General features: G+C 65.1%; 22 protein-coding genes. 20 read left to right on the top strand and 2 right to left on the bottom strand.

Features of this window, described 5'->3' with window-relative positions:
- Positions 1–8 precede the first annotated feature (8 nt).
- Genes NU688_RS12880 through NU688_RS12955 form a run of 16 tightly spaced genes read left to right on the top strand, consistent with a single transcriptional unit; the run spans position 9 to position 15,569 of the window.
- Positions 9–488: an NADH-quinone oxidoreductase subunit B family protein gene (locus tag NU688_RS12880; RefSeq protein ID WP_007837763.1), complete on the top strand. Its 480-nt coding sequence runs from the start codon at positions 9–11 to the stop codon at positions 486–488.
- 13 nt (positions 489–501) lie between these two features.
- Positions 502–1,113 (top strand): NADH-quinone oxidoreductase subunit C, encoded by a 612-nt coding sequence (locus NU688_RS12885; protein ID WP_257861012.1) that lies wholly within the window; start codon positions 502–504, stop codon positions 1,111–1,113.
- A gap of 1 nt (position 1,114) precedes the next feature.
- The gene (locus tag NU688_RS12890) at positions 1,115–2,368 is read left to right on the top strand and encodes an NADH-quinone oxidoreductase subunit D (protein WP_257861013.1); all 1,254 of its coding nucleotides are present in this window, start codon (positions 1,115–1,117) and stop codon (positions 2,366–2,368) included.
- A 10-nt stretch (positions 2,369–2,378) separates the two neighbouring features.
- A complete protein-coding gene (nuoE, locus tag NU688_RS12895; RefSeq protein ID WP_257861014.1) occupies positions 2,379–2,921 on the top strand; it encodes an NADH-quinone oxidoreductase subunit NuoE in 543 nt (180 codons plus the stop codon).
- On the top strand, positions 2,921–4,261 hold the full coding sequence (gene nuoF / locus NU688_RS12900) for an NADH-quinone oxidoreductase subunit NuoF (protein WP_013542408.1): 1,341 nt from the start codon (positions 2,921–2,923) through the stop codon (positions 4,259–4,261). Before nuoE ends, nuoF begins: the two co-directional genes overlap by 1 nt.
- Before the next feature lie 18 nt (positions 4,262–4,279).
- On the top strand, positions 4,280–6,451 hold the full coding sequence (nuoG, locus tag NU688_RS12905) for an NADH-quinone oxidoreductase subunit NuoG (RefSeq protein ID WP_257861015.1): 2,172 nt from the start codon (positions 4,280–4,282) through the stop codon (positions 6,449–6,451).
- The gene (gene nuoH, locus NU688_RS12910; RefSeq protein ID WP_257861016.1) at positions 6,448–7,545 is read left to right on the top strand and encodes an NADH-quinone oxidoreductase subunit NuoH; all 1,098 of its coding nucleotides are present in this window, start codon (positions 6,448–6,450) and stop codon (positions 7,543–7,545) included. The genes nuoG and nuoH overlap by 4 nt, the downstream gene beginning before the upstream one ends.
- Positions 7,546–7,562: 17 nt before the next feature.
- The gene (gene nuoI / locus NU688_RS12915; protein ID WP_257861017.1) at positions 7,563–8,108 is read left to right on the top strand and encodes an NADH-quinone oxidoreductase subunit NuoI; all 546 of its coding nucleotides are present in this window, start codon (positions 7,563–7,565) and stop codon (positions 8,106–8,108) included.
- 37 nt (positions 8,109–8,145) lie between these two features.
- A complete protein-coding gene (locus tag NU688_RS12920; protein WP_257861018.1) occupies positions 8,146–8,802 on the top strand; it encodes an NADH-quinone oxidoreductase subunit J in 657 nt (218 codons plus the stop codon).
- Positions 8,799–9,107, top strand: a complete 309-nt coding sequence (gene nuoK / locus NU688_RS12925; protein ID WP_007837741.1) for an NADH-quinone oxidoreductase subunit NuoK — start codon at positions 8,799–8,801, stop codon at positions 9,105–9,107. Before NU688_RS12920 ends, nuoK begins: the two co-directional genes overlap by 4 nt.
- A 7-nt stretch (positions 9,108–9,114) precedes the next feature.
- On the top strand, positions 9,115–11,160 hold the full coding sequence (nuoL, locus tag NU688_RS12930) for an NADH-quinone oxidoreductase subunit L (RefSeq protein ID WP_257861020.1): 2,046 nt from the start codon (positions 9,115–9,117) through the stop codon (positions 11,158–11,160).
- A 25-nt stretch (positions 11,161–11,185) separates the two neighbouring features.
- Positions 11,186–12,664 (top strand): NADH-quinone oxidoreductase subunit M, encoded by a 1,479-nt coding sequence (locus tag NU688_RS12935; RefSeq protein WP_257861021.1) that lies wholly within the window; start codon positions 11,186–11,188, stop codon positions 12,662–12,664.
- A gap of 26 nt (positions 12,665–12,690) precedes the next feature.
- Positions 12,691–14,178: an NADH-quinone oxidoreductase subunit NuoN gene (nuoN, locus tag NU688_RS12940; protein ID WP_257861022.1), complete on the top strand. Its 1,488-nt coding sequence runs from the start codon at positions 12,691–12,693 to the stop codon at positions 14,176–14,178.
- A 15-nt stretch (positions 14,179–14,193) separates the two neighbouring features.
- Entirely contained in the window at positions 14,194–14,499 is a 306-nt protein-coding gene (locus NU688_RS12945; protein WP_257861023.1) for a DUF2818 family protein, read from the top strand.
- Between the two features lie 4 nt (positions 14,500–14,503).
- A complete protein-coding gene (locus NU688_RS12950) occupies positions 14,504–15,109 on the top strand; it encodes an NUDIX domain-containing protein (RefSeq protein ID WP_257861024.1) in 606 nt (201 codons plus the stop codon).
- Between the two features lie 7 nt (positions 15,110–15,116).
- Positions 15,117–15,569 carry a DUF1178 family protein gene (locus tag NU688_RS12955; protein ID WP_257861025.1) on the top strand — a complete coding sequence of 151 codons (453 nt, stop codon included), beginning with the start codon at positions 15,117–15,119 and terminating at the stop codon, positions 15,567–15,569.
- A 12-nt stretch (positions 15,570–15,581) separates the two neighbouring features.
- On the opposite strand, the gene NU688_RS12960 is transcribed toward NU688_RS12955, so the two are convergent.
- Positions 15,582–17,366 (bottom strand): ABC transporter transmembrane domain-containing protein, encoded by a 1,785-nt coding sequence (locus NU688_RS12960; RefSeq protein WP_257861026.1) that lies wholly within the window; start codon positions 17,364–17,366, stop codon positions 15,582–15,584.
- A gap of 79 nt (positions 17,367–17,445) precedes the next feature.
- On the opposite strand from NU688_RS12960, the gene NU688_RS12965 reads away from it, so the two are divergent.
- The 4 genes from NU688_RS12965 to NU688_RS12980 are packed head-to-tail and all read left to right on the top strand — an operon-like array spanning position 17,446 to position 22,451.
- The gene (locus NU688_RS12965; protein WP_257861027.1) at positions 17,446–17,982 is read left to right on the top strand and encodes a MarR family winged helix-turn-helix transcriptional regulator; all 537 of its coding nucleotides are present in this window, start codon (positions 17,446–17,448) and stop codon (positions 17,980–17,982) included.
- Positions 17,975–19,477, top strand: a complete 1,503-nt coding sequence (locus NU688_RS12970; protein ID WP_257861028.1) for an efflux transporter outer membrane subunit — start codon at positions 17,975–17,977, stop codon at positions 19,475–19,477. Before NU688_RS12965 ends, NU688_RS12970 begins: the two co-directional genes overlap by 8 nt.
- Before the next feature lie 38 nt (positions 19,478–19,515).
- On the top strand, positions 19,516–20,850 hold the full coding sequence (locus NU688_RS12975) for an efflux RND transporter periplasmic adaptor subunit (protein WP_257861029.1): 1,335 nt from the start codon (positions 19,516–19,518) through the stop codon (positions 20,848–20,850).
- Positions 20,851–20,888: 38 nt separating this feature from the next.
- Positions 20,889–22,451, top strand: a complete 1,563-nt coding sequence (locus tag NU688_RS12980) for a DHA2 family efflux MFS transporter permease subunit (RefSeq protein ID WP_257861030.1) — start codon at positions 20,889–20,891, stop codon at positions 22,449–22,451.
- A 55-nt stretch (positions 22,452–22,506) separates the two neighbouring features.
- On the opposite strand, the gene NU688_RS12985 is transcribed toward NU688_RS12980, so the two are convergent.
- A complete protein-coding gene (locus NU688_RS12985) occupies positions 22,507–23,706 on the bottom strand; it encodes an AGE family epimerase/isomerase (RefSeq protein WP_257861031.1) in 1,200 nt (399 codons plus the stop codon).
- Between the last annotated feature and the right edge of the window lie 12 nt (positions 23,707–23,718).

The following is a 23,718-nucleotide window of genomic DNA, read 5'->3' on the forward strand; positions in this document are numbered from 1 at the left end:
GAATCACGATGGCCATTGAAGGCGTTCTCAAAGAAGGTTTCGTCACCACCACCTACGACTCGGTGGTGAACTGGGCGAAGACCGGATCTCTCTGGCCGATGACCTTCGGCCTCGCATGCTGTGCGGTCGAAATGATGCACGCGGGCGCCGCTCGCTACGACATCGACCGTTTCGGGATGCTGTTCCGTCCCAGCCCGCGCCAGTCCGATCTGATGATCGTGGCCGGCACGCTGTGCAACAAGATGGCGCCGGCGCTGCGCAAGGTCTATGACCAGATGCCCGAGCCGCGCTGGGTGCTCTCGATGGGCTCGTGCGCGAACGGCGGTGGCTACTACCACTACAGCTATTCGGTCGTGCGCGGCTGCGACCGCATCGTGCCGGTCGACGTCTATGTTCCGGGCTGCCCGCCCACCGCCGAAGCGCTGCTCTATGGCGTGATCCAGCTGCAGCAGAAGATCCGCCGCACCAACACCATTGCCCGCGCCTGAGGGATTGCCGACGATGACTGACTTTGCAATTTCGCCGGAGGTGCTGCGCGCCACCATCACCGAGACGCTTGGCGCCAAGGCCAAGAGCGTGACGCTCGCATTGGGCGAGGTGACTGTCGTGGTGAGCGCGGCTGACTACATCGAAGTCGCCACGCTGCTGCGCGATGCGCCCGGCTGCCGCTTCGAGCAGCTGATCGACCTTTGCGGCATGGACTATTCCGACTACCGCGAAGGCGAGTGGCAGGGCGAGCGCTTCTGCGTCGTCTCGCACCTGCTGTCGGTCACGCTCAACCAGCGCGTGCGCCTGAAGGTGTTCGCGCCCCATGAAGACCTGCCCGTGGTCGATTCGCTTCAGCCCGTCTGGAGCGCCGCCACCTGGTTCGAGCGCGAAGCGTTCGACCTCTACGGCATCGTGTTCGACGGCCACGACGACCTGCGCCGCATCCTGACCGACTACGGCTTCATCGGCCACCCGTTCCGCAAGGACTTCCCGGTGTCGGGTCATGTCGAAATGCGTTACGACGAAGAACAGAAGCGTGTCGTGTACCAGCCGGTATCGATCGAGCCGCGAGAAATCACGCCACGCGTGATCCGCGAAGACAACTACGGCGGCGGTTTGCACTGATATGGCCGAAATCAAGAACTACACCCTCAACTTCGGCCCCCAGCATCCGGCCGCGCACGGCGTGCTGCGCCTGGTGCTCGAGCTCGACGGCGAAGTGATCCAGCGCGCCGACCCGCACATCGGCCTCCTGCACCGCGCGACCGAGAAGCTCGCCGAATCGCGCACCTTCATCCAGTCGCTGCCCTACATGGACCGCCTCGACTACGTGTCGATGATGTCCAACGAGCACGCGTACTGCCTGGCCATCGAACGGATGATGGGCCTGGACGTGCCGATCCGTGCGCAGTACATCCGCGTGATGTTCGCCGAGATCACCCGCCTGCTGAACCACCTGCTGTGGCTCGGTGCGCACGGTCTGGATTGCGGCGCGATGAACATGCTCATCTACTGCTTCCGCGAGCGTGAAGACCTGTTCGACATGTACGAGGCCGTCTCCGGCGCGCGCATGCACGCGGCGTACTTCCGTCCGGGTGGCGTCTACCGCGACCTGCCGGACGCGATGCCGCAGTACAAGGTCAGCAAGATCAAGAACGCGAAGGCCATCGAGCGCCTGAACGAAAACCGCCAGGGTTCGCTGCTCGACTTTGTCGATGACTTCTGCAAACGCTTTCCGAAGATGGTCGACGAGTACGAGACGCTGCTCACCGACAACCGCATCTGGAAGCAGCGCACTGTGGGCATCGGCGTCGTGACGCCGGAGCGCGCGCTGAACCTGGGCTTTACCGGCCCCATGCTGCGCGGCTCGGGCATCGAGTGGGATCTGCGCAAGAAGCAGCCCTACGACGTCTACGACCAGATGCAGTTCGACGTGCCCGTGGGCAAGACCGGCGACTGCTACGACCGCTATCTCGTGCGCGTCGAAGAAATGCGCCAGGCCAACAAGATCATCCAGCAGTGCTCGGCATGGCTGCGCGTGAATCCCGGCCCGGTGATCACCAGCAACCACAAGGTCGCCGCGCCCGCGCGCGAATCGATGAAGGCGAACATGGAGGAGCTGATCCACCATTTCAAGCTCTTCACCGAAGGCTTCCACGTGCCCGAAGGCGAGGCCTATGCCGCCGTCGAGCATCCGAAGGGTGAGTTCGGCATCTATCTCGTGAGCGACGGCGCCAACAAGCCCTACCGCCTGAAGATCCGCGCCCCGGGTTTCCCGCACCTCGCCGCCCTCGACGAAATGTCGCGCGGTCACATGATCGCCGACGCTGTCGCGGTGATCGGCACGATGGACATCGTGTTCGGCGAAATCGACAGGTGAGAAAGAGCGAATGACGACTTCCTCAACCCATCACCACGACGCGGCTCCCTCGGCCCCGTTGAAGGCCGCAATCATCGAGCGCTTTGCGCGAGAGGTCGCCAAGTACCCAGAAGCCGGCAAGCAGTCCGCCGTGATGGCGTGCCTGGCCATCGTCCAGCAGGACGAGGGCTACATCAGCATGCAGCGCGAGCGCGAGATCGCCGATTACCTCGGCATGGCGCCCATCGCCGTGCACGAGGTGACGACCTTCTACAACATGTACAACCAGCATCCGGTGGGCAAGTTCAAGCTCAACGTGTGCACCAACCTGCCGTGCCAGCTGCGTGACGGCGTCACCGCGCTCGTTCACCTCGAGAAAAAGCTCGGCATCAAGATGGGCGAGACCACGGCCGACGGCGTGTTCACGCTGCAGCAGAGCGAATGCCTGGGCGCCTGCGCCGATTCGCCCGTGATGCTGGTCAACGACCGCACCATGTGCAGCTTCATGAGCAACGAGAAGCTCGACCAGCTCATCGAAGGCCTGCGCGCATCCACCAAAGGGGAGGCTGCCTGATGTCACCCGAGCAAGTTCTCCAGCAGTTCCAGGCAACGGGCGTCCAGACCTGTTTCCATGACCGCCACATCGAGCCGCAGATCTATGCGGGCCTGAACGGCACCAACTGGCGCCTGGCTGACTACGAAGCGCGCGGCGGCTACAAGGCGCTGCGCAAGATCCTCACCGAGGGCCTCACGCCCGACCAGGTGATCGCCGAAGTCAAGGCCTCGGGCCTGCGCGGCCGCGGCGGCGCCGGTTTCCCGACGGGCCTGAAGTGGAGCTTCATGCCCCGCCAGTTCCCGGGCCAGAAGTACCTCGTCTGCAACTCCGACGAAGGCGAACCGGGCACGTGCAAGGACCGCGACATCCTGCAGTTCAACCCGCACATCGTGATCGAAGGCATGGCCATCGCTGCGTATGCGATGGGCATCAGCGTGGGCTACAACTACATCCACGGCGAGATCTTCCAGAGCTACGACCGCTTCGAGGAAGCCCTCGAGGAAGCGCGCGCCGCCGGCTACCTCGGCGACAAGATCATGGGCAGCACGTACAACTTCCAGTTGCACGCGGCCCACGGCTTCGGCGCCTACATCTGCGGCGAAGAAACCGCGCTGCTCGAATCGCTCGAAGGCAAGAAGGGCCAGCCGCGCTTCAAGCCGCCGTTCCCGGCGAGCTTCGGCCTCTACGGCAAGCCCACCACGATCAACAACACCGAGACCTTCGCGGCGGTGCCCTGGATCATCAACAACGGTGGTCCGGCGTATCTCGAATGCGGCAAGCCGAACAACGGCGGCACCAAGATCTACTCGGTGAGCGGTGACGTCGAGTTGCCCGGCAACTACGAAGTGCCGATGGGTACGCCGTTCTCCAAGCTGCTGGAACTGTGCGGCGGTGTCCGCAAGGGCCGCACGCTCAAGGCGGTGATTCCCGGTGGATCGTCCTCGCCGGTGCTGCCCGCCGACATCATGATGGCCTGCACCATGGACTACGACTCCATCGCCAAGGCCGGCTCCATGCTGGGCTCGGGCGCGGTGATCGTCATGGACGACAGCCGCTCGATGGTCGAATCGCTCAAGCGCCTGTCGTACTTCTACATGCACGAATCCTGCGGCCAGTGCACGCCCTGCCGCGAAGGCACGGGCTGGCTCTACCGCGTGGTGGACCGCATCCACAACGGGCAGGGCAGGGCGACCGACATGGACCTGCTCAACTCCGTGGCAGACAACATCCAGGGCCGCACCATCTGCGCCCTCGGCGATGCAGCGGCAATGCCGGTGCGCGCCATGATCAAGCACTTCCGTCACGAGTTCGAGGCCTTGATTCCGGGTTACGTCCCGAAAGCGCCCGTTCAGGCCTGAGCCCCGAGAAATACATATATGGTTGAAATCGAACTCGACGGCAAGAAGGTCGACGTGACCGAAGGCAGCATGATCATGCATGCGGCCGACAAGGCAGGCACGTACATCCCGCACTTCTGCTATCACAAGAAACTCAGCATCGCGGCCAACTGCCGCATGTGCCTGGTCGACGTGGAAAAGGCGCCCAAGCCGATGCCGGCCTGCGCCACGCCCGTCACACAGGGCATGATCGTTCGCACCAAGAGCGAGAAGGCCATCAAGGCGCAGCAGTCGGTCATGGAGTTCCTCCTGATCAACCACCCGCTGGATTGCCCCATCTGCGACCAGGGCGGCGAATGCCAGCTGCAAGATCTGGCCGTCGGCTATGGCGGTTCTTCTTCGCGTTACGAAGAAGAAAAGCGCGTCGTCTTCCACAAGGACGTCGGCCCGCTGATCAGCATGGAAGAGATGAGCCGCTGCATCCATTGCACGCGCTGCGTTCGCTTTGGCCAGGAAGTGGCCGGCGTGATGGAGCTCGGCATGACCCAGCGCGGCGAGCATTCCGAAATCGAAACCTTCCTCGGAGACTCGGTGGATTCCGAGCTGTCGGGCAACATGATCGACATCTGCCCGGTCGGCGCGCTCACGAGCAAGCCGTTCCGCTACAGCGCCCGCACCTGGGAGCTGTCGCGGCGCAAGTCGGTGAGTCCGCACGATTCGACCGGTGCCAACCTGATCGTCCAGGTCAAGAACAACCGCGTGATGCGCGTGGTGCCGCTGGAGAACGAAGACGTCAACGAATGCTGGATCGCCGACCGCGACCGCTTCTCGTACGAAGCCCTCAACGGCCCGGAACGCCTGACGCAGCCCATGCTCAAGCAGGGCGGCCAATGGCAGCAGGTCGATTGGCAGACCGCGCTCGAATACGTGGCCAATGGCTTGAAGCAGATCAAGATCGACCACGGTGCGCAAAGCATCGGCACGCTGGTCAGCCCGCACAGCACGCTCGAAGAGTTGCAACTCGCCGCGATGCTCACGCGTGAACTGGGCAGCGACAACATCGACTATCGCCTCCGCAACGCCGAGTTCACGGCGTTCGAAGGCGTGCGTTGGCTCGGCACCTCGATCGCATCGCTCACGCAGGTGCAGCGCGCTTTGGTCATCGGTTCGAACCTTCGCAAGGAGCACCCGCTGTTCGCGCAGCGCATCCGCCAGGCCGTGCGCAAGGGCGCCGCGCTGTCGGTGATCACCTCGGCCGACCTGATGGCCGACCGCGATGCGTGGGCCATCACCGTTGCGCAATCGACGATCGTCGACGCTGGCCAATGGGTCGAAGCGCTGGCCGCAGTTGCTGCCGCCATCGGCAAGACCAATGGCGCCGCCGCACCACTCGCACCGAAGAACGAGCCCGATGCCGCCGTACAAGCCATCGCAGCGTCGCTGCTGAGCGGCGAGCGCAAGGCCATCCTGCTCGGCAACGCCGCCGCCCACCACGCGCAAGCCAGCAGCCTGCTGGCCCTCGCGAACTGGATCGGCGCACAGACCGGCGCGACCGTCGGTTACCTGACCGAAGCCGCCAACACGGTGGGCGCACAACTCGTCGGCGCCTATCCGAAGAACGGCGGCCTTGATGCCGGCCGCATGCTCGCCGCAGGCTCCGGCCTCAAGGCCGTGCTGCTGCTGAACACCGAACCGGTGTTCGACTCGGCTGCCGGTGCTGCCGCCACCAATGTCATCGGCAATGCGCAGATGGTCGTCACGCTGAGCCCCTTCAAGGCCAACCTCGAATTCAGCGACGTGCTGCTGCCCATCGCCCCGTTCACCGAAACCCCCGGCACCTTCGTCAACGCCGAAGGCCGCCTGCAAGGTTTCCATGCCGTCGTGAAGCCGCAAGGCGAAGCGCGTCCGGCGTGGAAGGTGCTGCGCGTGCTGGCCAATCTGCTCGGCCTGCCCGGCTTCGCATTCGAATCGACCGCCGACGTGCTCAAGACAGTAGGCGAGGGCGGCACCGTGCCGGCCAACGCACTGAACAACGCAACTGCCGCCAACGCCGTGGCATCCAACGGCGCCGCGCCACCACCTGTGGTCGCGAGCATCTACCAGCTCGACTCCATCGTGCGCCGCGCACCGTCGCTGCAACTGACCGCCGATGCGCGCAACGCATCGACCGCACCGGTCGCATCGGGTCAGGCCGAGGAGGCATTGGCATGATCGACGCGATTCATGGCTTCGGCCAGGGACTGATCGCCGCAGGCTGGTGGACGGCCGTGGCATGGCCCGTGATCTGGACGCTGATCAAGATCATCGTGGTCGTGATCCCGCTGATGGGCGCCGTGGCGTACCTCACGCTGTGGGAACGCAAGGCCATCGGCTTCACGCAGATCCGCATCGGCCCGAACCGCATCGGACCGATGGGCCTGCTCCAGCCGATCGCCGACGCGCTCAAGCTGATGACCAAGGAAATCATCATTCCGACGGTCGCCAACAAGGGCCTGTTCCTGCTCGGCCCGATCATGACGATCATGCCGGCGCTCGCCGCATGGGCCGTGATTCCCTTCGGCCCCGACGTGGCGCTGGCCAACATCAACGCCGGCCTCCTGTTCGTGATGGCCATCACTTCGCTCGAGGTGTATGGCGTGATCATCGCCGGCTGGGCATCGAACTCGAAGTACGCGTTCCTCGGTGCGCTGCGCGCCTCGGCGCAAATGGTGAGCTACGAAATCGCGATGGGCTTCTGCTTCGTCGTGGTGCTGATGGTCACCGGCAGCCTGAACATGAGCGACATCGTCACGGTGCAGGGCAAGGGCATGTTCCATGACTGGGGGCTGGGCTTCCTGTCGTGGAACTGGCTGCCGCTGCTGCCGATCTTCGTCGTCTACTTCATCTCTGGCCTGGCCGAAACCAACCGTCACCCGTTCGACGTGGTGGAAGGCGAATCGGAAATCGTTGCGGGCCACATGATCGAGTACTCGGGCATGAGCTTCGCGATGTTCTTCCTGGCCGAGTACGCCAACATGTGGCTGGTCTCGATCCTGACCGTGGTGCTGTTCCTCGGCGGCTGGCTGCCACCGTTCGGCCCCGAGCTACCAATCCTTGGGCTGTTGAGCTATATCCCCGGCTGGATCTGGCTGGGCCTCAAGACCTTCTGCGTGGTCACCATGTTCCTGTGGGTGCGCTCGACGTTCCCACGCTTCCGCTATGACCAGATCATGCGTCTGGGCTGGAAGATCTTCATTCCCGTCACCCTCGTGTGGCTGGTCGTTGTGGGCGGCTGGATGCAGACGCCGTTCAACATCTGGAAATAACTGGAAGCGCCGACATCATGACTGCTTCACATACCGCCAGCGCGCTCGCGCGCCCTTCCAAGCTGGCTTCCGCACCGTTCTCGCTCAAGGATTTTCTGGGCAGCTTCATGCTGTTCGAATTGTTCAAGGGCCTGGCGATCACGGGCAAGTACGCCTTCGCCCGCAAGATCACGGTGCAGTTCCCCGAAGAGAAGACGCCGCTGTCGCCGCGCTTCCGCGGCCTGCACGCGCTGCGCCGCTATGACAACGGCGAAGAGCGCTGCATCGCCTGCAAGCTCTGCGAAGCCGTCTGCCCGGCACTGGCGATCACCATCGAATCCGAAGTGCGCGACGACGGCTCGCGCCGCACCACGCGCTACGACATCGACCTGACCAAGTGCATCTTCTGCGGCTTCTGCGAAGAAAGCTGCCCGGTCGACTCGATCGTGGAGACCCACATCTTCGAATATCACGGCGAAAAGCGCGGCGACCTGTACTTCACCAAGGACATGCTGCTGGCCGTGGGCGACCGCTACGAAAAAGAAATTGCAGCGAACAAGGCGGCCGACGCCAAGTACCGCTGATCCGTCCAGCCCGAAACCCGTACCCACTCGAATTCCAATGGACGTCAAGACCGGTCTGTTCTATCTGTTTGCCGTGGTGCTGCTGTTCGCGGCCTTCCGCGTCATCACCGCCCGCAATCCCGTGTACGCCGCGCTGTACCTGGTGCTGGCTTTCTTCCAGGCTTCGGCCATCTGGTTGCTGCTGCGCGCCGAGTTCCTCGCGATCTCGCTCGTGCTGGTGTACGTCGGTGCCGTGATGGTGCTGTTCCTCTTCGTCGTGATGATGCTGGACATCAACGTCGACGGGTTGCGACAGGGCTTCTGGAAGCACTTCCCGCTCGCTGCCGGCGTGGGCGCGCTGATCGCGCTCGAAATGGCGGCCGTGCTCATGGGCGGCTTCCGCCTCGGCGAGGCACCGCGCGCCATGGCGGTCACCTCTCCCAACACCTCGAACACGATGGAACTGGGCAAGCTGCTCTATTCCGAGTACCTCTACCCGCTGGAAATTGCCGCGGTCATCCTGCTCGTGGCCATCGTGGCCGCCATTGCACTGACGCTGCGCACCCGCAAGGACAGCAAGTACACCAACCCGTCGGACCAGGTGCGCGTGAAGGCGCGCGACCGCGTGCGCATCGTGCAGATGGAGGTCACGCGCGCGGCTGAACCTGTGGTGCAAACGCCCCCGGCGGAAGCGGCAAAGGAAAACAAGGCATGACGCTCACGCTCGGACACTTTCTCTCGCTCGGCGCGATGCTCTTCGCGCTGTCGGTGATCGGCATCTTCCTGAATCGCAAGAACCTGATCGTGCTGCTGATGGCCATCGAGCTGATGCTGCTGGCGGTCAACATGAACTTCGTGGCCTTCTCGCACTACCTGGGCGACATGCACGGCCAGATCTTCGTGTTCTTCATCCTGACGGTGGCCGCGGCCGAGTCGGCCATCGGTCTTGCGTTGCTGGTGCTGTTGTTCCGCAACAAGTCCAACATCAACGTCGACGAGCTCAACTCGCTCAAGGGTTGAAACCAGTATGAGCGCAACCCTTTCCGCATCCACCCTGCTGGCCGTGCCGCTGGCACCCCTGGTCGGCGCCGCCGTCGCAGGCCTCTTCGGCACCAAGTTCGGTGGCAATCACATCGGCCGCAAGGTCACGCATTCGCTGACGATCCTCGGCGTGCTCGTCGCCTTCATCATCTCGGCCATGACGCTCAAGAGCGTTGTGGTCGACGGTGCCCGCTTCAACGCCACGCTCTACGAATGGATGATCGTCGGCGGCCTGAAGATGGAAGTCGGCTTCCTGGTCGACGGCCTCACGGCCATGATGATGTGCGTGGTGACCTTCGTGTCGCTGATGGTGCACATCTACACCATCGGATACATGGAAGAAGACGACGGCTACAACCGCTTCTTCTCGTACATCTCGCTGTTCACCTTCTCGATGCTGATGCTCGTCATGAGCAACAACATGCTCCAGCTGTTCTTCGGCTGGGAAGCGGTGGGCCTGGTGTCGTACCTGCTGATCGGTTTCTGGTTCAACAAGCCGACCGCGATTTTCGCGAACATGAAGGCCTTCCTGGTCAACCGCGTGGGCGACTTCGGCTTCATCCTGGGCATCGGCCTGATCGCCGCCTATGCCGGCACGCTGAACTACGGCGAAGCCTTCGCCAAGGCCAACACGCTGGCCGGCATCACCTTCCCGGGGACCGAGTGGATGCTGATCACCGTGATCTGCATTTGCCTCTTCATCGGCGCGATGGGCAAGAGCGCGCAGTTCCCGTTGCACGTGTGGCTGCCCGATTCGATGGAAGGCCCGACGCCCATCTCCGCGCTGATCCACGCGGCCACGATGGTGACCGCCGGCATCTTCATGGTGGCGCGCATGTCGCCGCTGTTCGAGCTGAGCGACACGGCCCTGAGCTTCATCCTCGTGATCGGCGCCATCACTGCGCTCTTCATGGGGTTCCTGGGCATCATCCAGAACGACATCAAGCGCGTGGTCGCGTATTCCACGCTCTCGCAGCTGGGCTACATGACGGTGGCGCTCGGTGCCTCGGCCTACTCGGTCGCGGTGTTCCACCTGATGACGCACGCGTTCTTCAAGGCGCTGCTGTTCCTCGGCGCAGGCTCGGTGATCATCGGCATGCACCATAACCAGGACATCCGCTGGATGGGTGGTGTGCGCAAGTACATGCCGATCACCTGGATCACCTCGCTGCTGGGTTCGCTCGCGCTGATCGGCACGCCGTTCTTCGCCGGCTTCTACTCGAAGGACAGCATCATCGAAGCGGTGCACGAGAGCCACCTGTGGGGCGCGAACTTCGCGTACTACGCAGTGCTGGCCGGCGTGTTCATCACGGCCTTCTATTCGTTCCGCATGTACTTCCTGGTCTTCCACGGCAAGGAACGCTACGACCAGAATCCGGACGCGCACCATGACGACCATGCGCACGATGCGCATGGCCACGACGATCACGGCCATGGTCACGACGCCCACAAGCCGCACGAATCGCCCTGGGTGGTCTGGCTGCCGCTGGTGCTGCTGGCCATTCCTTCGGTGGTGATCGGCTTCATGACGATCGATCCGATGCTGTTCGGTGAGTTCTTCAAGGGCGCGATCGTTGTGGACGGTGCCAAGCACCACGCCATGAAGGAACTGGAAGAAGCCTTCCACGGCCCCGTCGCCATGGCGATCCACGGCCTGCAGACCGCGCCGTTCTGGCTGGCGCTGGCTGGCGTGGTGCTGTCGTACTACATGTACATGATCAACCCGGCGTTGCCGGCCGCGATCAAGCGCGCCTTCGGTCCGGTCTATCGTCTGCTCGAGAACAAGTACTACCTCGACTGGATCAACGAGAACATTCTCGCCCGCGGTGCACGCGCGCTCGGTACCGGCCTGTGGAAGGGCGGCGACCAGGCCCTGATCGACGGTGCCGTGGTCAATGGTTCGTGGAAAGTGATTGGCCGTGTCTCCAGCGTGGTGCGCTGGGTGCAGTCGGGTTACATCTATCACTATGCCTTCGCGATGCTGCTCGGCATCTTCATCCTGATGACGTACTTCGTCTGGTTCAAACGCTGAGCCCGAACGCTGGAGAAAAAGAAAAATGGGTTTGTTGAGCCTTGCCATCTGGGTGCCGATCGCATTCGGCGCCGTGCTGCTGGCGTTTGGCCGCGAAGAGCATGCCAAGGGCGTGCGCTGGGTCGCGCTCGTCGGTGCCATCGTGAGCTTCCTGGTCACGGTGCCGCTGTTCACGCGCTTCCAGAACGGAACCGCCGCCATGCAGTTCGTCGAGAAGACGAGCTGGATCTCCCGCTTCAACGTCAACTACCACATCGGTCTTGACGGCCTGTCGCTGTGGATGGTGCTGCTGACCTCGTTCATCACGGTCGTCGTCATCATCTCGGCCTGGGAAGTGATCACCGAGCGCGTGAACCAGTACATGGGCGCGTTCCTGATCCTGTCGGGCTTCATGATCGGCGTGTTCTCCGCGCTCGACGGCATACTGTTCTACGTGTTCTTCGAAGCCACGCTGATCCCGATGTACCTGATCATCGGCATCTGGGGCGGCCCGAACAAGATCTACGCGGCGTTCAAGTTCTTCCTCTACACCTTGCTCGGCTCGCTGCTGATGCTGGTGGCGCTGATCTTCCTGTACAACAAGTCGGGCGGCAGCTTCGACATCCTGGCCTGGCACAAGCTGCCGCTGGGTGCGACCGCGCAGACCTTCCTGTTCTTCGCCTTCTTCGCGGCCTTCGCCGTCAAGGTGCCGATGTGGCCGGTCCACACGTGGCTGCCGGACGTGCACGTCGAGGCGCCCACCGGCGGCTCGGCCGTGCTGGCCGCAATCATGCTGAAGCTGGGCGCCTACGGTTTCCTGCGCTTCTCGATGCCCATCGCTCCCGACGCGTCGCATGAATGGGCCTGGCTCATGATCGCGCTGTCGCTGATCGCGGTGATCTACGTGGGCCTGGTGGCGCTGGTGCAGCAGGACATGAAGAAGCTGGTGGCGTACTCGTCGGTCGCCCACATGGGCTTCGTGACGCTCGGCTTCTTCATCTTCAACGAGCTCGGCGTCTCCGGCGGCATCGTGCAGATGATTGCGCACGGCTTCGTGTCGGGCGCCATGTTCCTGGGCATCGGCGTGTTGTACGACCGCGTGCACTCGCGCCAGATCGCCGACTACGGCGGCGTGGTCAACACCATGCCCAAGTTCGCCGCGTTCGCGCTGCTGTTCGCCATGGCCAATTGCGGCCTGCCGGGCACCGCCGGTTTCGTCGGCGAGTGGATGGTGATCCTGGGCGCCGTGAAGGCCAATTTCTGGATCGGCGCGGGCGCCGCCACCGCGCTGATCTTCGGTGCCGCCTACACCCTCTGGATGTACAAGCGCGTGTACCTCGGCCCGGTCGGCAACGACCACGTCAAGGAACTCACCGACATCAATGCCCGCGAGTTCCTGATGCTGTCGCTGCTGGCGATCGCCGTGTTGTGGATGGGCCTGTATCCAAAGCCCTTCACCGATGCGATGGATGCCTCGGTGACCGAGCTCCTGCGCCACGTGGCAGTTTCGAAGCTGCCCTCCTGATGCCACGCTGAAGACAAGAGAACGAGATGATTGACAAACTCAGCTGGGTCACGATCTACCCCGAAATCGTGTTGCTGGTCATGGCCTGCATCATTGCGCTGGTCGACCTGTCGGACATGAGCCCGCGCCGCACCCGCACCTACGTGTTGACGCTGCTCACGCTGCTGGTGGTGGCCGTGCTCACCGGCATGGCCGCGCTGGACGGCAAGACCTCGTACGGCTTCGGCGGCATGGTCGTGAGCGACTCGATGGGCAACTGGCTCAAGTGCTTCTCCACCATCGCCTTGATGGTCACGTTGATCTACGGCCGTCCTTACGCGGCAGACCGCGACATGCTGCGCGGCGGCGAACTGTTCACCGTGAGCATGTTCGCGTTGCTGGGCATGTTCGTGATGATCTCGGGCAGCAATTTCCTGTTGATCTACCTGGGCCTGGAACTGCTCACGCTCTCGAGCTACGCGCTCGTGGCGCTGCGCCGCGACAACGCGGTGGCCAGCGAAGCGGCCATGAAGTACTTCGTGCTCGGCGCGATGGCCAGCGGCTTCCTGCTGTACGGCCTGTCGATGATGTACGGCGCGACCGGCTCGCTCGACCTCAACGAAGTGTTCAAGGCCATCTCGACCGGCAAGGTCAACCACCAGGTGCTGGTGTTCGGCCTCGTGTTCATCGTGGCCGGCCTGGCGTTCAAGGTGGGGGCAGCGCCTTTCCACATGTGGGTGCCCGACGTCTACCAGGGCGCGCCCACGGCCGTCACGCTGCTGATCGGCGCGGCGCCCGAGCTGGCCGCCTTCGGCATCATCATCCGCCTGCTCGTGGACGGCCTGCAGCCGCTTGCGATCGACTGGCAGCAGATGCTGGCCGTGCTGGCCATTGCCTCGTTGCTGATCGGTAACCTCGCGGCTATCGCGCAGAGCAACCTCAAGCGGATGCTGGCCTACTCGACCATCTCGCAGATGGGCTTCATGCTGCTGGGCCTGGTTGCCGGTTCGGACCTGCAGGGCACGCAGAACGCACAGGCTGCCTACAGCGCCTCGATGTTCTACATCGTGACCTACGTGCTGACCACGCTGGCGAGCTTCGGCATCATCCTGCTGCTGGCGCGCGAAGGCTTCGAGAGCGAAGAGATCACCGACCTCGCAGGCCTCAACCAGCGCAGCCCGCTGTATGCCGGCGTGATGCTGATTGCAATGCTCTCGCTGGCCGGGCTGCCGCCACTGGTCGGCTTTTACGCCAAACTGGCTGTGTTGCAGGCGCTGATCGCCTCTGGTCAGGCCATCTACATCGGCCTCGCGGTGTTCGCCGTGATGATGTCGCTGGTCGGCGCCTTCTACTACATACGCGTGGTCAAGGTCATGTACTTCGACGCACCGGTCACGGCCACCACCGTGTCGGCATCGTTCGACGTGCGCACTGTGCTCGCCATCAACGGCGCACTGATCCTGATTCTTGGCGTGCTGCCCGGCGGTCTGATGACGCTGTGCTACGACGCCATCGCGGCCACGCTGGCCCACTGACGCGGCCGGCCCACGGTGTCGCAAACCGCGTCGGTCTGGGTCGTGCTGCTGGTGGCCTTGCTGGCCGCCAACCTGCCGTTCTTCAACGAGCGCCTGTTCGGCGCGGTGCCGCTGCCGGCAAAGCGCAAGTCTCTGGCGATCCGCTTTGCCGAGCTGGTGGTGTTGTACTTCATTGCCGGCGGCATCGGCCTCTTGTTCGAACGCAGGGCAGGGCAGATCTCGTCGCAGGGCTGGGAGTTCTACGCGGTGACCGGCGCGCTCTTCATCGTGCTGGCCTTCCCAGGTTTTACCTGGCGCTACCTGATGAAGCATAGGCACTGACCCCATGACATCACCCATCGCCGATTCGCACCTGAAGGAAGAGCTCGTCAGCAGCGAAGAGCTCTTCAAGGGCAAGTTCCTGCAGGCCAAGCGCGACACCATCCGCCTGCCCGACGGCCACAACGCCACGCGCGAGTACGTGGTGCATCCCGGCGCGGTGGTGGTGATTCCGCTGCTCGACGACGGCCGCGTGGTGCTGGAGCGGCAGTTTCGCTATCCGGTCGGCCATGTGATGGTCGAGTTTCCGGCCGGCAAACTCGATCCGGGCGAGGACCCGCTGGTCTGCGGCCAGCGCGAGCTGCTCGAGGAAACCGGCTACACCGCACGCGAATGGGCGCATGCCGGTGCGATGCACCTGGCCGTGGCGTACTCGACCGAGATCATCCACATCTACTTCGCACGGGGCCTCTCGCTCGGTGAGCGGCAGCTCGACCATGGCGAATTTCTCGACGTGTTCACGGCCACGCCGCAGGAGTTGGCCGGCTGGTGCGGCGACGGCACGGTGACCGACGCCAAGACGCTGACCTGCACCCTCTGGCTGCAGAACGTCCTTTCCGACGCATGGGCACTCGACTGGAAAGCGGCCGCGTCGCAAGGCGGCGCGGGATAATCCGCGCATGAAGGTCCTCGATCTCCGCTGCACGCATGGCCATGGCTTCGAGGGCTGGTTCGCGTCCAACGAGGCCTTCGAGACGCAACTTGCCGGCGGGCTGGTCGAATGCCCGGTCTGCGGCGACACCGCCATCGTCAAGCTGCTGAGCGCACCGCGCCTCAATCTTGGCAATGCCAAGGCGCCGGCGGCAGAAGCGGCACCCGCCGCGCCTTCGCAGGTGCCGGCTCCTCTCTCCCCTGAAGCTCGCTGGATGCGCGCCGTGCGCGAGGTCATCGCCAAGACCGAAGACGTCGGCGAGCGCTTTGCCGAGGAAGCCCGAAAGATGCATTACGGCGAAGCCGAAGAGCGCGGTATCCGTGGTCAGGCAACGCCCGAGCAGACCGAGGCGCTGCTCGACGAAGGCATCGCGGTGATGCCGCTGCCGATGCCCGCAGCGCTCAAAGAGACACTGCAGTAATTGCCCAACGGCTCAGGCCGTGAACTGAAGCGCGGCCAGGCGGGCGTAGACCCCGCCCTGCGCCACCAGCGCCGCGTGCGTTCCCTGTTCGACGATGCCGCCGTGGTCCAGCACGATGATGCGGTCGGCTTTCTGCACGGTCGCAAGGCGGTGCGCGATGACCAGCGTCGTGCGGCCTTCCATCGCCGATTCGAGCGCGGCCTGCACCATGCGTTCGCTTTCCGCGTCTAGAGCGCTGGTGGCCTCGTCGAGCAGCAGCAGCGGCGGGTTCTTGAGGATGGCGCGTGCGATCGCGATGCGCTGGCGCTGGCCGCCGGAGAGGCGCACGCCGCGCTCGCCGAGGAAGGTGTCGTACCCCTCGGGCAGCGCTGTCAGAAAGTCGTGCGCGAACGCGGCGCGGGCGGCTGCATGCACCTCGTCGACCGTCGCTTCGGGCCGGCCGTAGCGGATGTTCTCGAACGCGCTGGCCGAGAAGATCACCGCATCCTGCGGCACGAGGCCGATGCGGGTGCGCAGGTCGGGCAGGGCGAGCGACGCCAGCGGTGCGCCGTCGAGCAGCAACTGGCCCGATTGCGGGTCGTAGTAGCGCAGCAGCAACTGGAACACCGTGCTCTTGCCCGCGCCGCTGGAGCCGACCAGCGCCACCGTTTCGCCGGGCGCGATGTCGAGACTGAAGTCGCGCAACGCCGGCGTATTGGGTCGCGATGGGTAGTGAAAGGTCACCGCGTCGAGCTTGATCGTGCTGCCTGCAGCCGGAATCGGCGTGACCGCGGGATTCGGCGGCGAAGTGATGACGGCCGGCGCATGCAGCAGTTCCATCAGCCGCTCGGTGGCCCCGGCCGCGCGCAGCAGGTCGCCGTACACCTCGCCGAGCACCGCCGTCGCGCTCGCGAGGATGGCCACGTAGACCACGGTCTGGCCGAGGTGGCTCGCCGTGATGTCGCCGCGCAGCACGGCTTGCGTGCCTTGGTACAGGCCCCAGAGCAGCGCCGCCGAGGTCGCGATGATGATGAAGGCCACCAGCACCGAGCGCGCCTTGGTGCGGCGCACCGCGGTGCGGAAGGCGTTCTCGGTCGAGGCGTCGAAGCGCGAGGCCTCGCGGGATTCGGCCGTGTAGCTTTGCACCACCGGAATCGCATTCAGCACCTCGGCCGCGATGGCGCTCGAATCGGCCACGCGGTCCTGGCTGGCGCGCGAGAGCTTGCGCACCCGCCGGCCGAACCACATGCTCGGCAGCACCACCAGCACCAGGATGCCCAGCACCTGCACCATCACGTAAGGATTGGTCCAGACCAGCACGGCCAGCGCGCCCACGCCCATCACCGCGTTGCGCAGGCCCATGCTCAGGGACGAGCCGACGACCGTCTGCACCAGCGTCGTGTCGGCGGTCAGGCGCGAGAGCACTTCGCCCGTCTGCGTGGTTTCGAAGAAGGCCGGACTCTGGTGCAGCACGTGGCCGTAGACCGCGTTGCGCAGGTCCGCCGTAACCCGTTCGCCGAGCCAGCTCACCGTATAGAAGCGCGCCGCCGAAAAAAGCCCCAGCGCGACGGCCACCGCGAAGAGGGCGCCGAAGTGCTCACGCAGCGCCATGGTTTGGGCGCCCTTGTCGGGGGTGATCAGCCCGCCGTCGATCAGGCTGCGTAGCGCAAGCGGAAAGGCCAACGTCGTGACGGCTGCCATTACCAGGAAAACGGCCGCCAGCACGATCTGCACGCGGTAGGGGCGAAGGAAGGGGCTCAGCCCCGACAGCGACCGGGGCGAGCCCTTGGCCATGGAAGACGGTGGGGAGGAAGCCATGGGCGCGGATTCTACCGAAACCTTGCCCCTGCAAAGGCAGCCTTGACAATAACTGCCATGGCAGCTAATATTTTGACCCATGAGCGATGCAACCAACCCCCAAGCCTCGTCGGACCCCGATGACGCTGTGCGTCGTCCGCCTGTCTTCTACCGGGCGGAGAGTTACCAGACCGAGGAAAGCATCGGTTATCTGATGCGCCGCATCGTTACGGCGGTAGGCCAATCAGTAGAAACCCGTATGTGCGAGCCTGGCAGCCCGACCTATCCGCAATGGGTGCCGCTGTACAAGCTGCACATCGGTGCGGCCACCACGGTGGCCGAACTGGCCCGCGCCTGCGAGCTCGACACCGGTGCCATGACGCGGCTCCTCGACCGCCTCGAAGCCAAGGGCCTGTGCCGTCGCGTGCGTTCGCTCGAAGACCGCCGCGTGGTCAACATCGAGCTCACCGACGAAGGCCGTGCCGCCGCCAAGGAAGTGCCTTACGTGCTCAGCCGCGTGCAGAACGAGCACCTGGCAGGTTTCACCACCGAGGAATGGGAGCAGCTCAAGGGCTACCTGCGCCGCATCCTCGACAACGCGCAGGCCCTCGCGGCCCGTGGAGATAAAAATGAATGATTCCCTCGCCGTGCGCGCTGTGCGTCGCACTCCCGCCGTGCGCGCCATGCGCCGCGCTCCGGTCGTCGCAGCCGCGTTGCTGCTGGTGGCGCTGGCCGGCTGTGCCGACATGGCCGGCATCGGCTCGCAGGCCAAATTGCGCGATGCGTCGTCGCTGGGCATCGCGCCCGACAGCGCCGCGGCGCCGGTTTCGCGGCTCGACACCCAGTGGTGGCTCGCCTTCGGCGACACGCAGCTCAACACGCTGATCGACCAGGCCGTGGCCGGCAACCCGAACCTGCAGGTCGCGCAGGCCCGTCTCGCGCGTGCGCAGGCCTCGGCGGACATCGCCGGCGCGGCGCTCAAGCCCCAGGTCAGCGGCGAGCTCGACCTGAACCGCCAGAAGTTCAACACCAACTACATCTACCCGGCGCCGCTCGGTGGCTCGGTCCAGAACGTCGGCCTGCTGCAGCTCGGCGCGAGCTGGGAGCTCGACTTCTTCGGCAAGAACCGCACCGCGCTTGATACGGCCATCGGCGCCGCCAACGCCGCCACGGCCGATGCCGATGCCGCCCGCGTGCTGCTCGCCAGCAATGTGGCGCGCAGCTACTTCCAGTGGGCGCGCCTGAACGACCAGCTCACGGTGGCGCAACGCACGCTCGCCCAGCGCGACGAAACCCTGAAGCTCGTGCGCGACCGCGTCTCCGCCGGCCTCGACACCCGCCTCGAACTGCGCCAGAGCGAAGGCGGCCTGCCCGAAGCACGCCAGCAGATCGAAGCGCTCAACGAGCAGATCGCACTGCAGCAGCACGCGCTCGACGCACTCGTGGGCCAGCCCAACGTGTCTGCATCCCTCAAGCCGCCGGTGCTCGCCGGTGTCAAGCCGATGGCGTTGCAGGCCAACATTCCGGCCGACCTGCTGGGCCGCCGCGCCGACATCGCCGCTGCGCGTTGGCGTGTCGAGGCCGCGACGAGCGATGTGGCCAATGCCAAGACCCAGTTCTATCCCAACGTGAACCTCACGGCCTTCGTCGGCTTCCAGAGCCTGGGCTTCGGCAAGCTGCTCAAGTCGGGCAGCGAGCAGTGGGGCGTGGGCCCGGCCATCAGCCTGCCGATCTTCGAAGGCGGCAAGCTGCGCGCCAACCTGCGCGGCAAGTCCGCCGACCTGGACGTGGCGGTCGAAAGCTACAACGCCACGGTGCTCGACGCCGTGCGCGATGCAGCCGACCAAGTCTCCAGCGCCCAGTCGATCACCCGCCAGCAGACCGAACAGCGCGCTGCGCAAACGGCCGCCGAAGGCGCTTATGACATCGCCGTGCAGCGCTACCGCGCCGGTCTCGGCAACTACCTCAACGTGCTGACGGCGGAAACCTCCGTGCTGTCGCAGCGCCGGCTGGCCGTCGATCTGGCAGCGCGCGCTCTCGACACCCAGGTGGGCCTGGCGCGAGCCCTCGGCGGCGGCTGGCAGCCTCCGACCACCGCCACCGCATCGGCCCCGACGGCCGCAGTGAACTGAACTGACTCGACTCCCTCGTCTTCGGAAAGAAATTCATCATGAGCGACAACAACACTCCGACGTCCGCTGCCACCGCAGCTCCTGTTGCACCCGAAGCGCCCGCCGGTAACGGCAAGCGCCGCCGCGCGCTGACCGCATTGGCGGCCGTGGTGATCGTCGCCGGCGGCGGCTGGGGCCTCTACGAATGGCTGGTCGCCAGCCACTACGAGGACACCGACAACGCCTACGTGCAGGGCAACGTCATCCAGATCACGCCGCAGATCGGCGGCACCGTCATGGCCATCAACGCCGACGACACCGACTTCGTGAAGGCCGGCCAGCCGCTGGTGCAACTCGACCCGGCGGATGCCAAGGTCTCGCTCGAACAGGCCGAAGCCGCGCTGGCCCAGACCGTGCGCCAGACGCGCACGCTCTACGCCAACAACGGTTCGCTGGCTGCACAGATCACGCTGCGGCAGTCGGACATCGTCAAGGCCCAGAGCGACATCGCCAAGGCTCAGGACGACCTGCAACGCCGCCGTGCGCTCTCGGGCAACGGGGCCGTGTCGAAGGAAGAACTCAACCACGCCGAAACGCAGCTCGACACCGCCAAGAGCCAACTCGCCGCCGCACAGGCCGGCGTGGTCGCCGCGAAGGAAGCGCTGGTGAGCAACCAGTCGCTGACCGAAGGCACCAGCGTCGCGCAGCACCCGAGCGTGCTGGCCGCCGCCGCCAAGGTGCGCGAGGCCTACCTCGCCACCCAGCGCGTCGCGATGCCTGCGCCGGTCGACGGCTACGTTGCCAAGCGCACCGTGCAGCTCGGCCAGCGCGTCGCGGCCGGCACGCCGATGATGTCGATCGTGCCGCTCAACCAGCTGTGGGTCGATGCCAACTTCAAGGAAGTGCAGCTGCGCAACATCCGCATCGGCCAGCCCGTAAAGCTCACGGCCGACGTCTACGGCAAGAAGGTCGAGTACGACGGCAAGGTCGCCGGCCTGGGCGTCGGCACCGGCAGCGCGTTTGCACTGCTGCCCGCGCAGAACGCCACCGGCAACTGGATCAAGGTGGTGCAGCGCGTGCCCGTGCGCATCGCGCTCGACGCCGAACAACTCAAGGCCAACCCGCTGCGCATCGGCCTGTCGATGGACGCCGAGATCGACATCTCCTCCAAGAGCGGCAAGATGCTCGCCGACGCGCCGCGCGGCAGCGCGCTCACGCAGACGCAGGTCTACAGCCAGCTCGACCGCGGCGCCGATGCCGAAGTGGACCGCATCGTCGCAGCCAACCTCGGCCGCGCCGCATCGGCCACCGCCACGACCGCACCGGCCAAGAGCCCGGCCGCGGCGCCGGCAGCCAACGGCGCGCAGGTAGCCACGCAGGGCCAGCCCGGTTGATCGTTGCCCGCTTCGCTTGAACTGAAAAAGCACGCGCAATGGCCACCGCCGCTCCCGCTTACATAGCGCACGCACCGCTCGAGGGCTCCGCCCGCGTGTGGGGCACGATCGCGCTGTCTGCGGCAACCTTCATGAACGTGCTCGACTCGTCGATCGCGAACGTGTCGTTGCCCGCCATCTCGGGTGACCTGGGCGTGAGCACCACGCAGGGCACCTGGGTCATCACCAGCTTCGCGGTGGCCAACGCCATCGCGGTGCCGCTCACGGGTTTCATGACCCAGCGCTTCGGCCAGGTGCGCCTGTTCATGGCGAGCGTGATCCTGTTCATGATGGCCTCGCTGCTGTGCGGCCTGGCGCCGAACATGACCACGCTGATCCTGTTCCGCGCGCTGCAGGGCTTTGTCGCCGGTCCGATGATTCCGCTGTCGCAGACGCTGTTGCTGTCGAGCTATCCGAAGGCCAAAGCGGGCCTCGCGATGGCGATGTGGTCGATGACCACGCTGGTCGCGCCGGTGATGGGGCCGCTGCTCGGCGGCTGGATCACCGACAACATCTCGTGGCCGTGGATTTTCTACATCAACATCCCCGTGGGCATCGTTGCAGCCGCCATCACCTGGACGCTCTATCGCAAGCGCGAGAGCACCACGCACAAGGTGCCGATCGACGCCATCGGCCTGGCGCTGCTGGTGCTGTGGGTGGGCTCGATGCAGCTGATGCTCGACAAGGGCAAGGAACTCGACTGGTTCCACTCGCCGCAGATCGTCACGATGGCGGTGGTGGCCGTGGTCGGCTTCGCGTTCTTCCTCATCTGGGAGCTGACCGACAAGCACCCGGTGGTCGACCTGTCGCTCTTCAAGCGCCGCAACTTCTGGTCGGGCGCCGTGGCAACGGCCGTGGCCTATGGTCTCTTCTTCGGCAACGTGGTGCTGCTGCCGCTGTGGCTGCAGCAGTGGATGGGCTACACCGCGACGCAGGCGGGGATGATCATGGCGCCCGTGGGGCTGCTGGCGATCTTCTTCTCGCCCATCGTCGGGCTTACGGTGGCCAAGATCGATCCGCGCCGCTATGCGACCTTCTCGTTCCTGGTGTTCGCGCTGATCCTGTGGATGCGGTCGAACTTCAACACGCAGGCCGACTTCGTGACGATCATCATCCCGACGATCATCCAGGGCATCGCGATGGCGTTCTTCTTCATCCCGCTGGTGACGATCACGCTGTCGGGCTTGACGCCCGACCGCATTCCGGCCGCCTCGGGGTTGTCGAATTTCCTGCGGATCACGGCCGGCGCGATGGGCACCTCGCTCACCACCACGCTGTGGGACAACCGCGCGACGCTGCACCACGCGCAGCTCGCGGAAACCATCAACCAGGGCAACAACGCCGCCACCAGCGCGATGGCTGGCCTGTCCGGCAGCGGCTTCAGCACCGACCAGGTGATGGGGCAGATCAACCGCCTGGTCGACCAGCAGGCCTACATGCTCGCGACGAACGACATCTTCTACGCGTCGGCGATCCTGTTCCTGCTGCTGATTCCGCTGGTGTGGCTGGCCAAGCCGCAGAAGGGCGGTGCCGGCGGCGACGCTGCAGCCGGCGCGCACTGACAACACACGCCGTGGTCACCATCACCCCCAGGCTCCTTCCGGACCCTGGGGGTTTTTATTTGCCCAGCGCCTTCAGCACGTCGTAGCACGCGCCCATCGTGTGGTAATCGGTCTTGCCGGCCGGGCTTTTTTCGTCGCTGATCTTCTGGTTCTGCGGCGTGAGGATGCGGTACCACGCGCCATGCTTGTGGTCCACGAAGTGCGCCCACGAGTACGCCCAGATGCTGTCGTACCAGTCCCAGTAGCTCGCCTCGCCGGTGCGCACCGCGAGCAGGGCGGCGGCGGCAAAGCTCTCGGCCTGCACCCAGAAATACTTGTCGCCGTCGTACACCGAGCCGTCGGGCGCGAAGCCGTAGACCAGCCCGCCGTTGTCCGCATCCCAGCCGCGGAACATCGCGGTGTCGAAGAAATGGCGGGCGCGCGGCACGATCCAGTCGGCTTCGCGGCCTTGTGCATTCAAGAGGCGTTCCAGCTGCAGCAGCAGCTTGGCCCACTCGGTCAGGTGGCCGGTCTGGAAACCCCAGGGCCGAAAGATGTCGCTGCGGTCGCCGCGGTTGAAGTCCCAGTCGACCGACCAGTCCGCGCGGTAGTGCTCCCACACCAGCCCGTCGGCCAGCGCGGCCTGCCGGCCCGTCACGGCCTCGGCGAGTGCGAGCGCGCGGTCGAGGTAGCGCGTGTCGCGCGTCGCCTCGAAGGCCGCCACCATCGCTTCGCAGGCGTGCATGTTGGCGTTCTGGCCGCGGTAGGGCGACACGCGCCAGTCGGCCGTGGCTTCGTCGGCGTACAGGTCGTGGCGCGGCTCCCAGAAGTGCTGCTCCATCAGGTCCCACGCATGTTCAAGTCCCTCGCGCGCCTCGCTCACGCCGGCCATCAGCGCGTGCGCATGCGCGAGCAGCACGAAGGCCAGGCCGTAGCAGTGCTGAGTACCGTCCAGCACCGTGGCGCGGCCTTCGTGCCAGTCGATCTGCCATGCGTAGCCGCCACCGGGCAGCGCATGCGCGTGTTGCAGGAAGGCCAGACCGTGCCGCACCGCGTCCAGGTCCGCCGCCTTGCCGAAGCGGCGGTACGCGTTCGCGTGGTTGAACACGAAGCGCGTGCTGCTCACCAGGTGGCGCGTGCGGTGGTCGTAGACCGTGCCGTCGTCCTTGAAGAAATGAAAGAAGCCGCCCGAAGGATCGGTGTCGCGCGGTTCGTAGAAGGCCAGCGTGTGCCGGATGTGGTCGATCAGGAAATCGGGTGAGCGGAAGTCGGGCATGAAAAAAAAAGG

This window comes from Variovorax sp. ZS18.2.2 (genome assembly GCF_024701975.1).
Lineage (GTDB): Bacteria > Pseudomonadota > Gammaproteobacteria > Burkholderiales > Burkholderiaceae_C > Variovorax.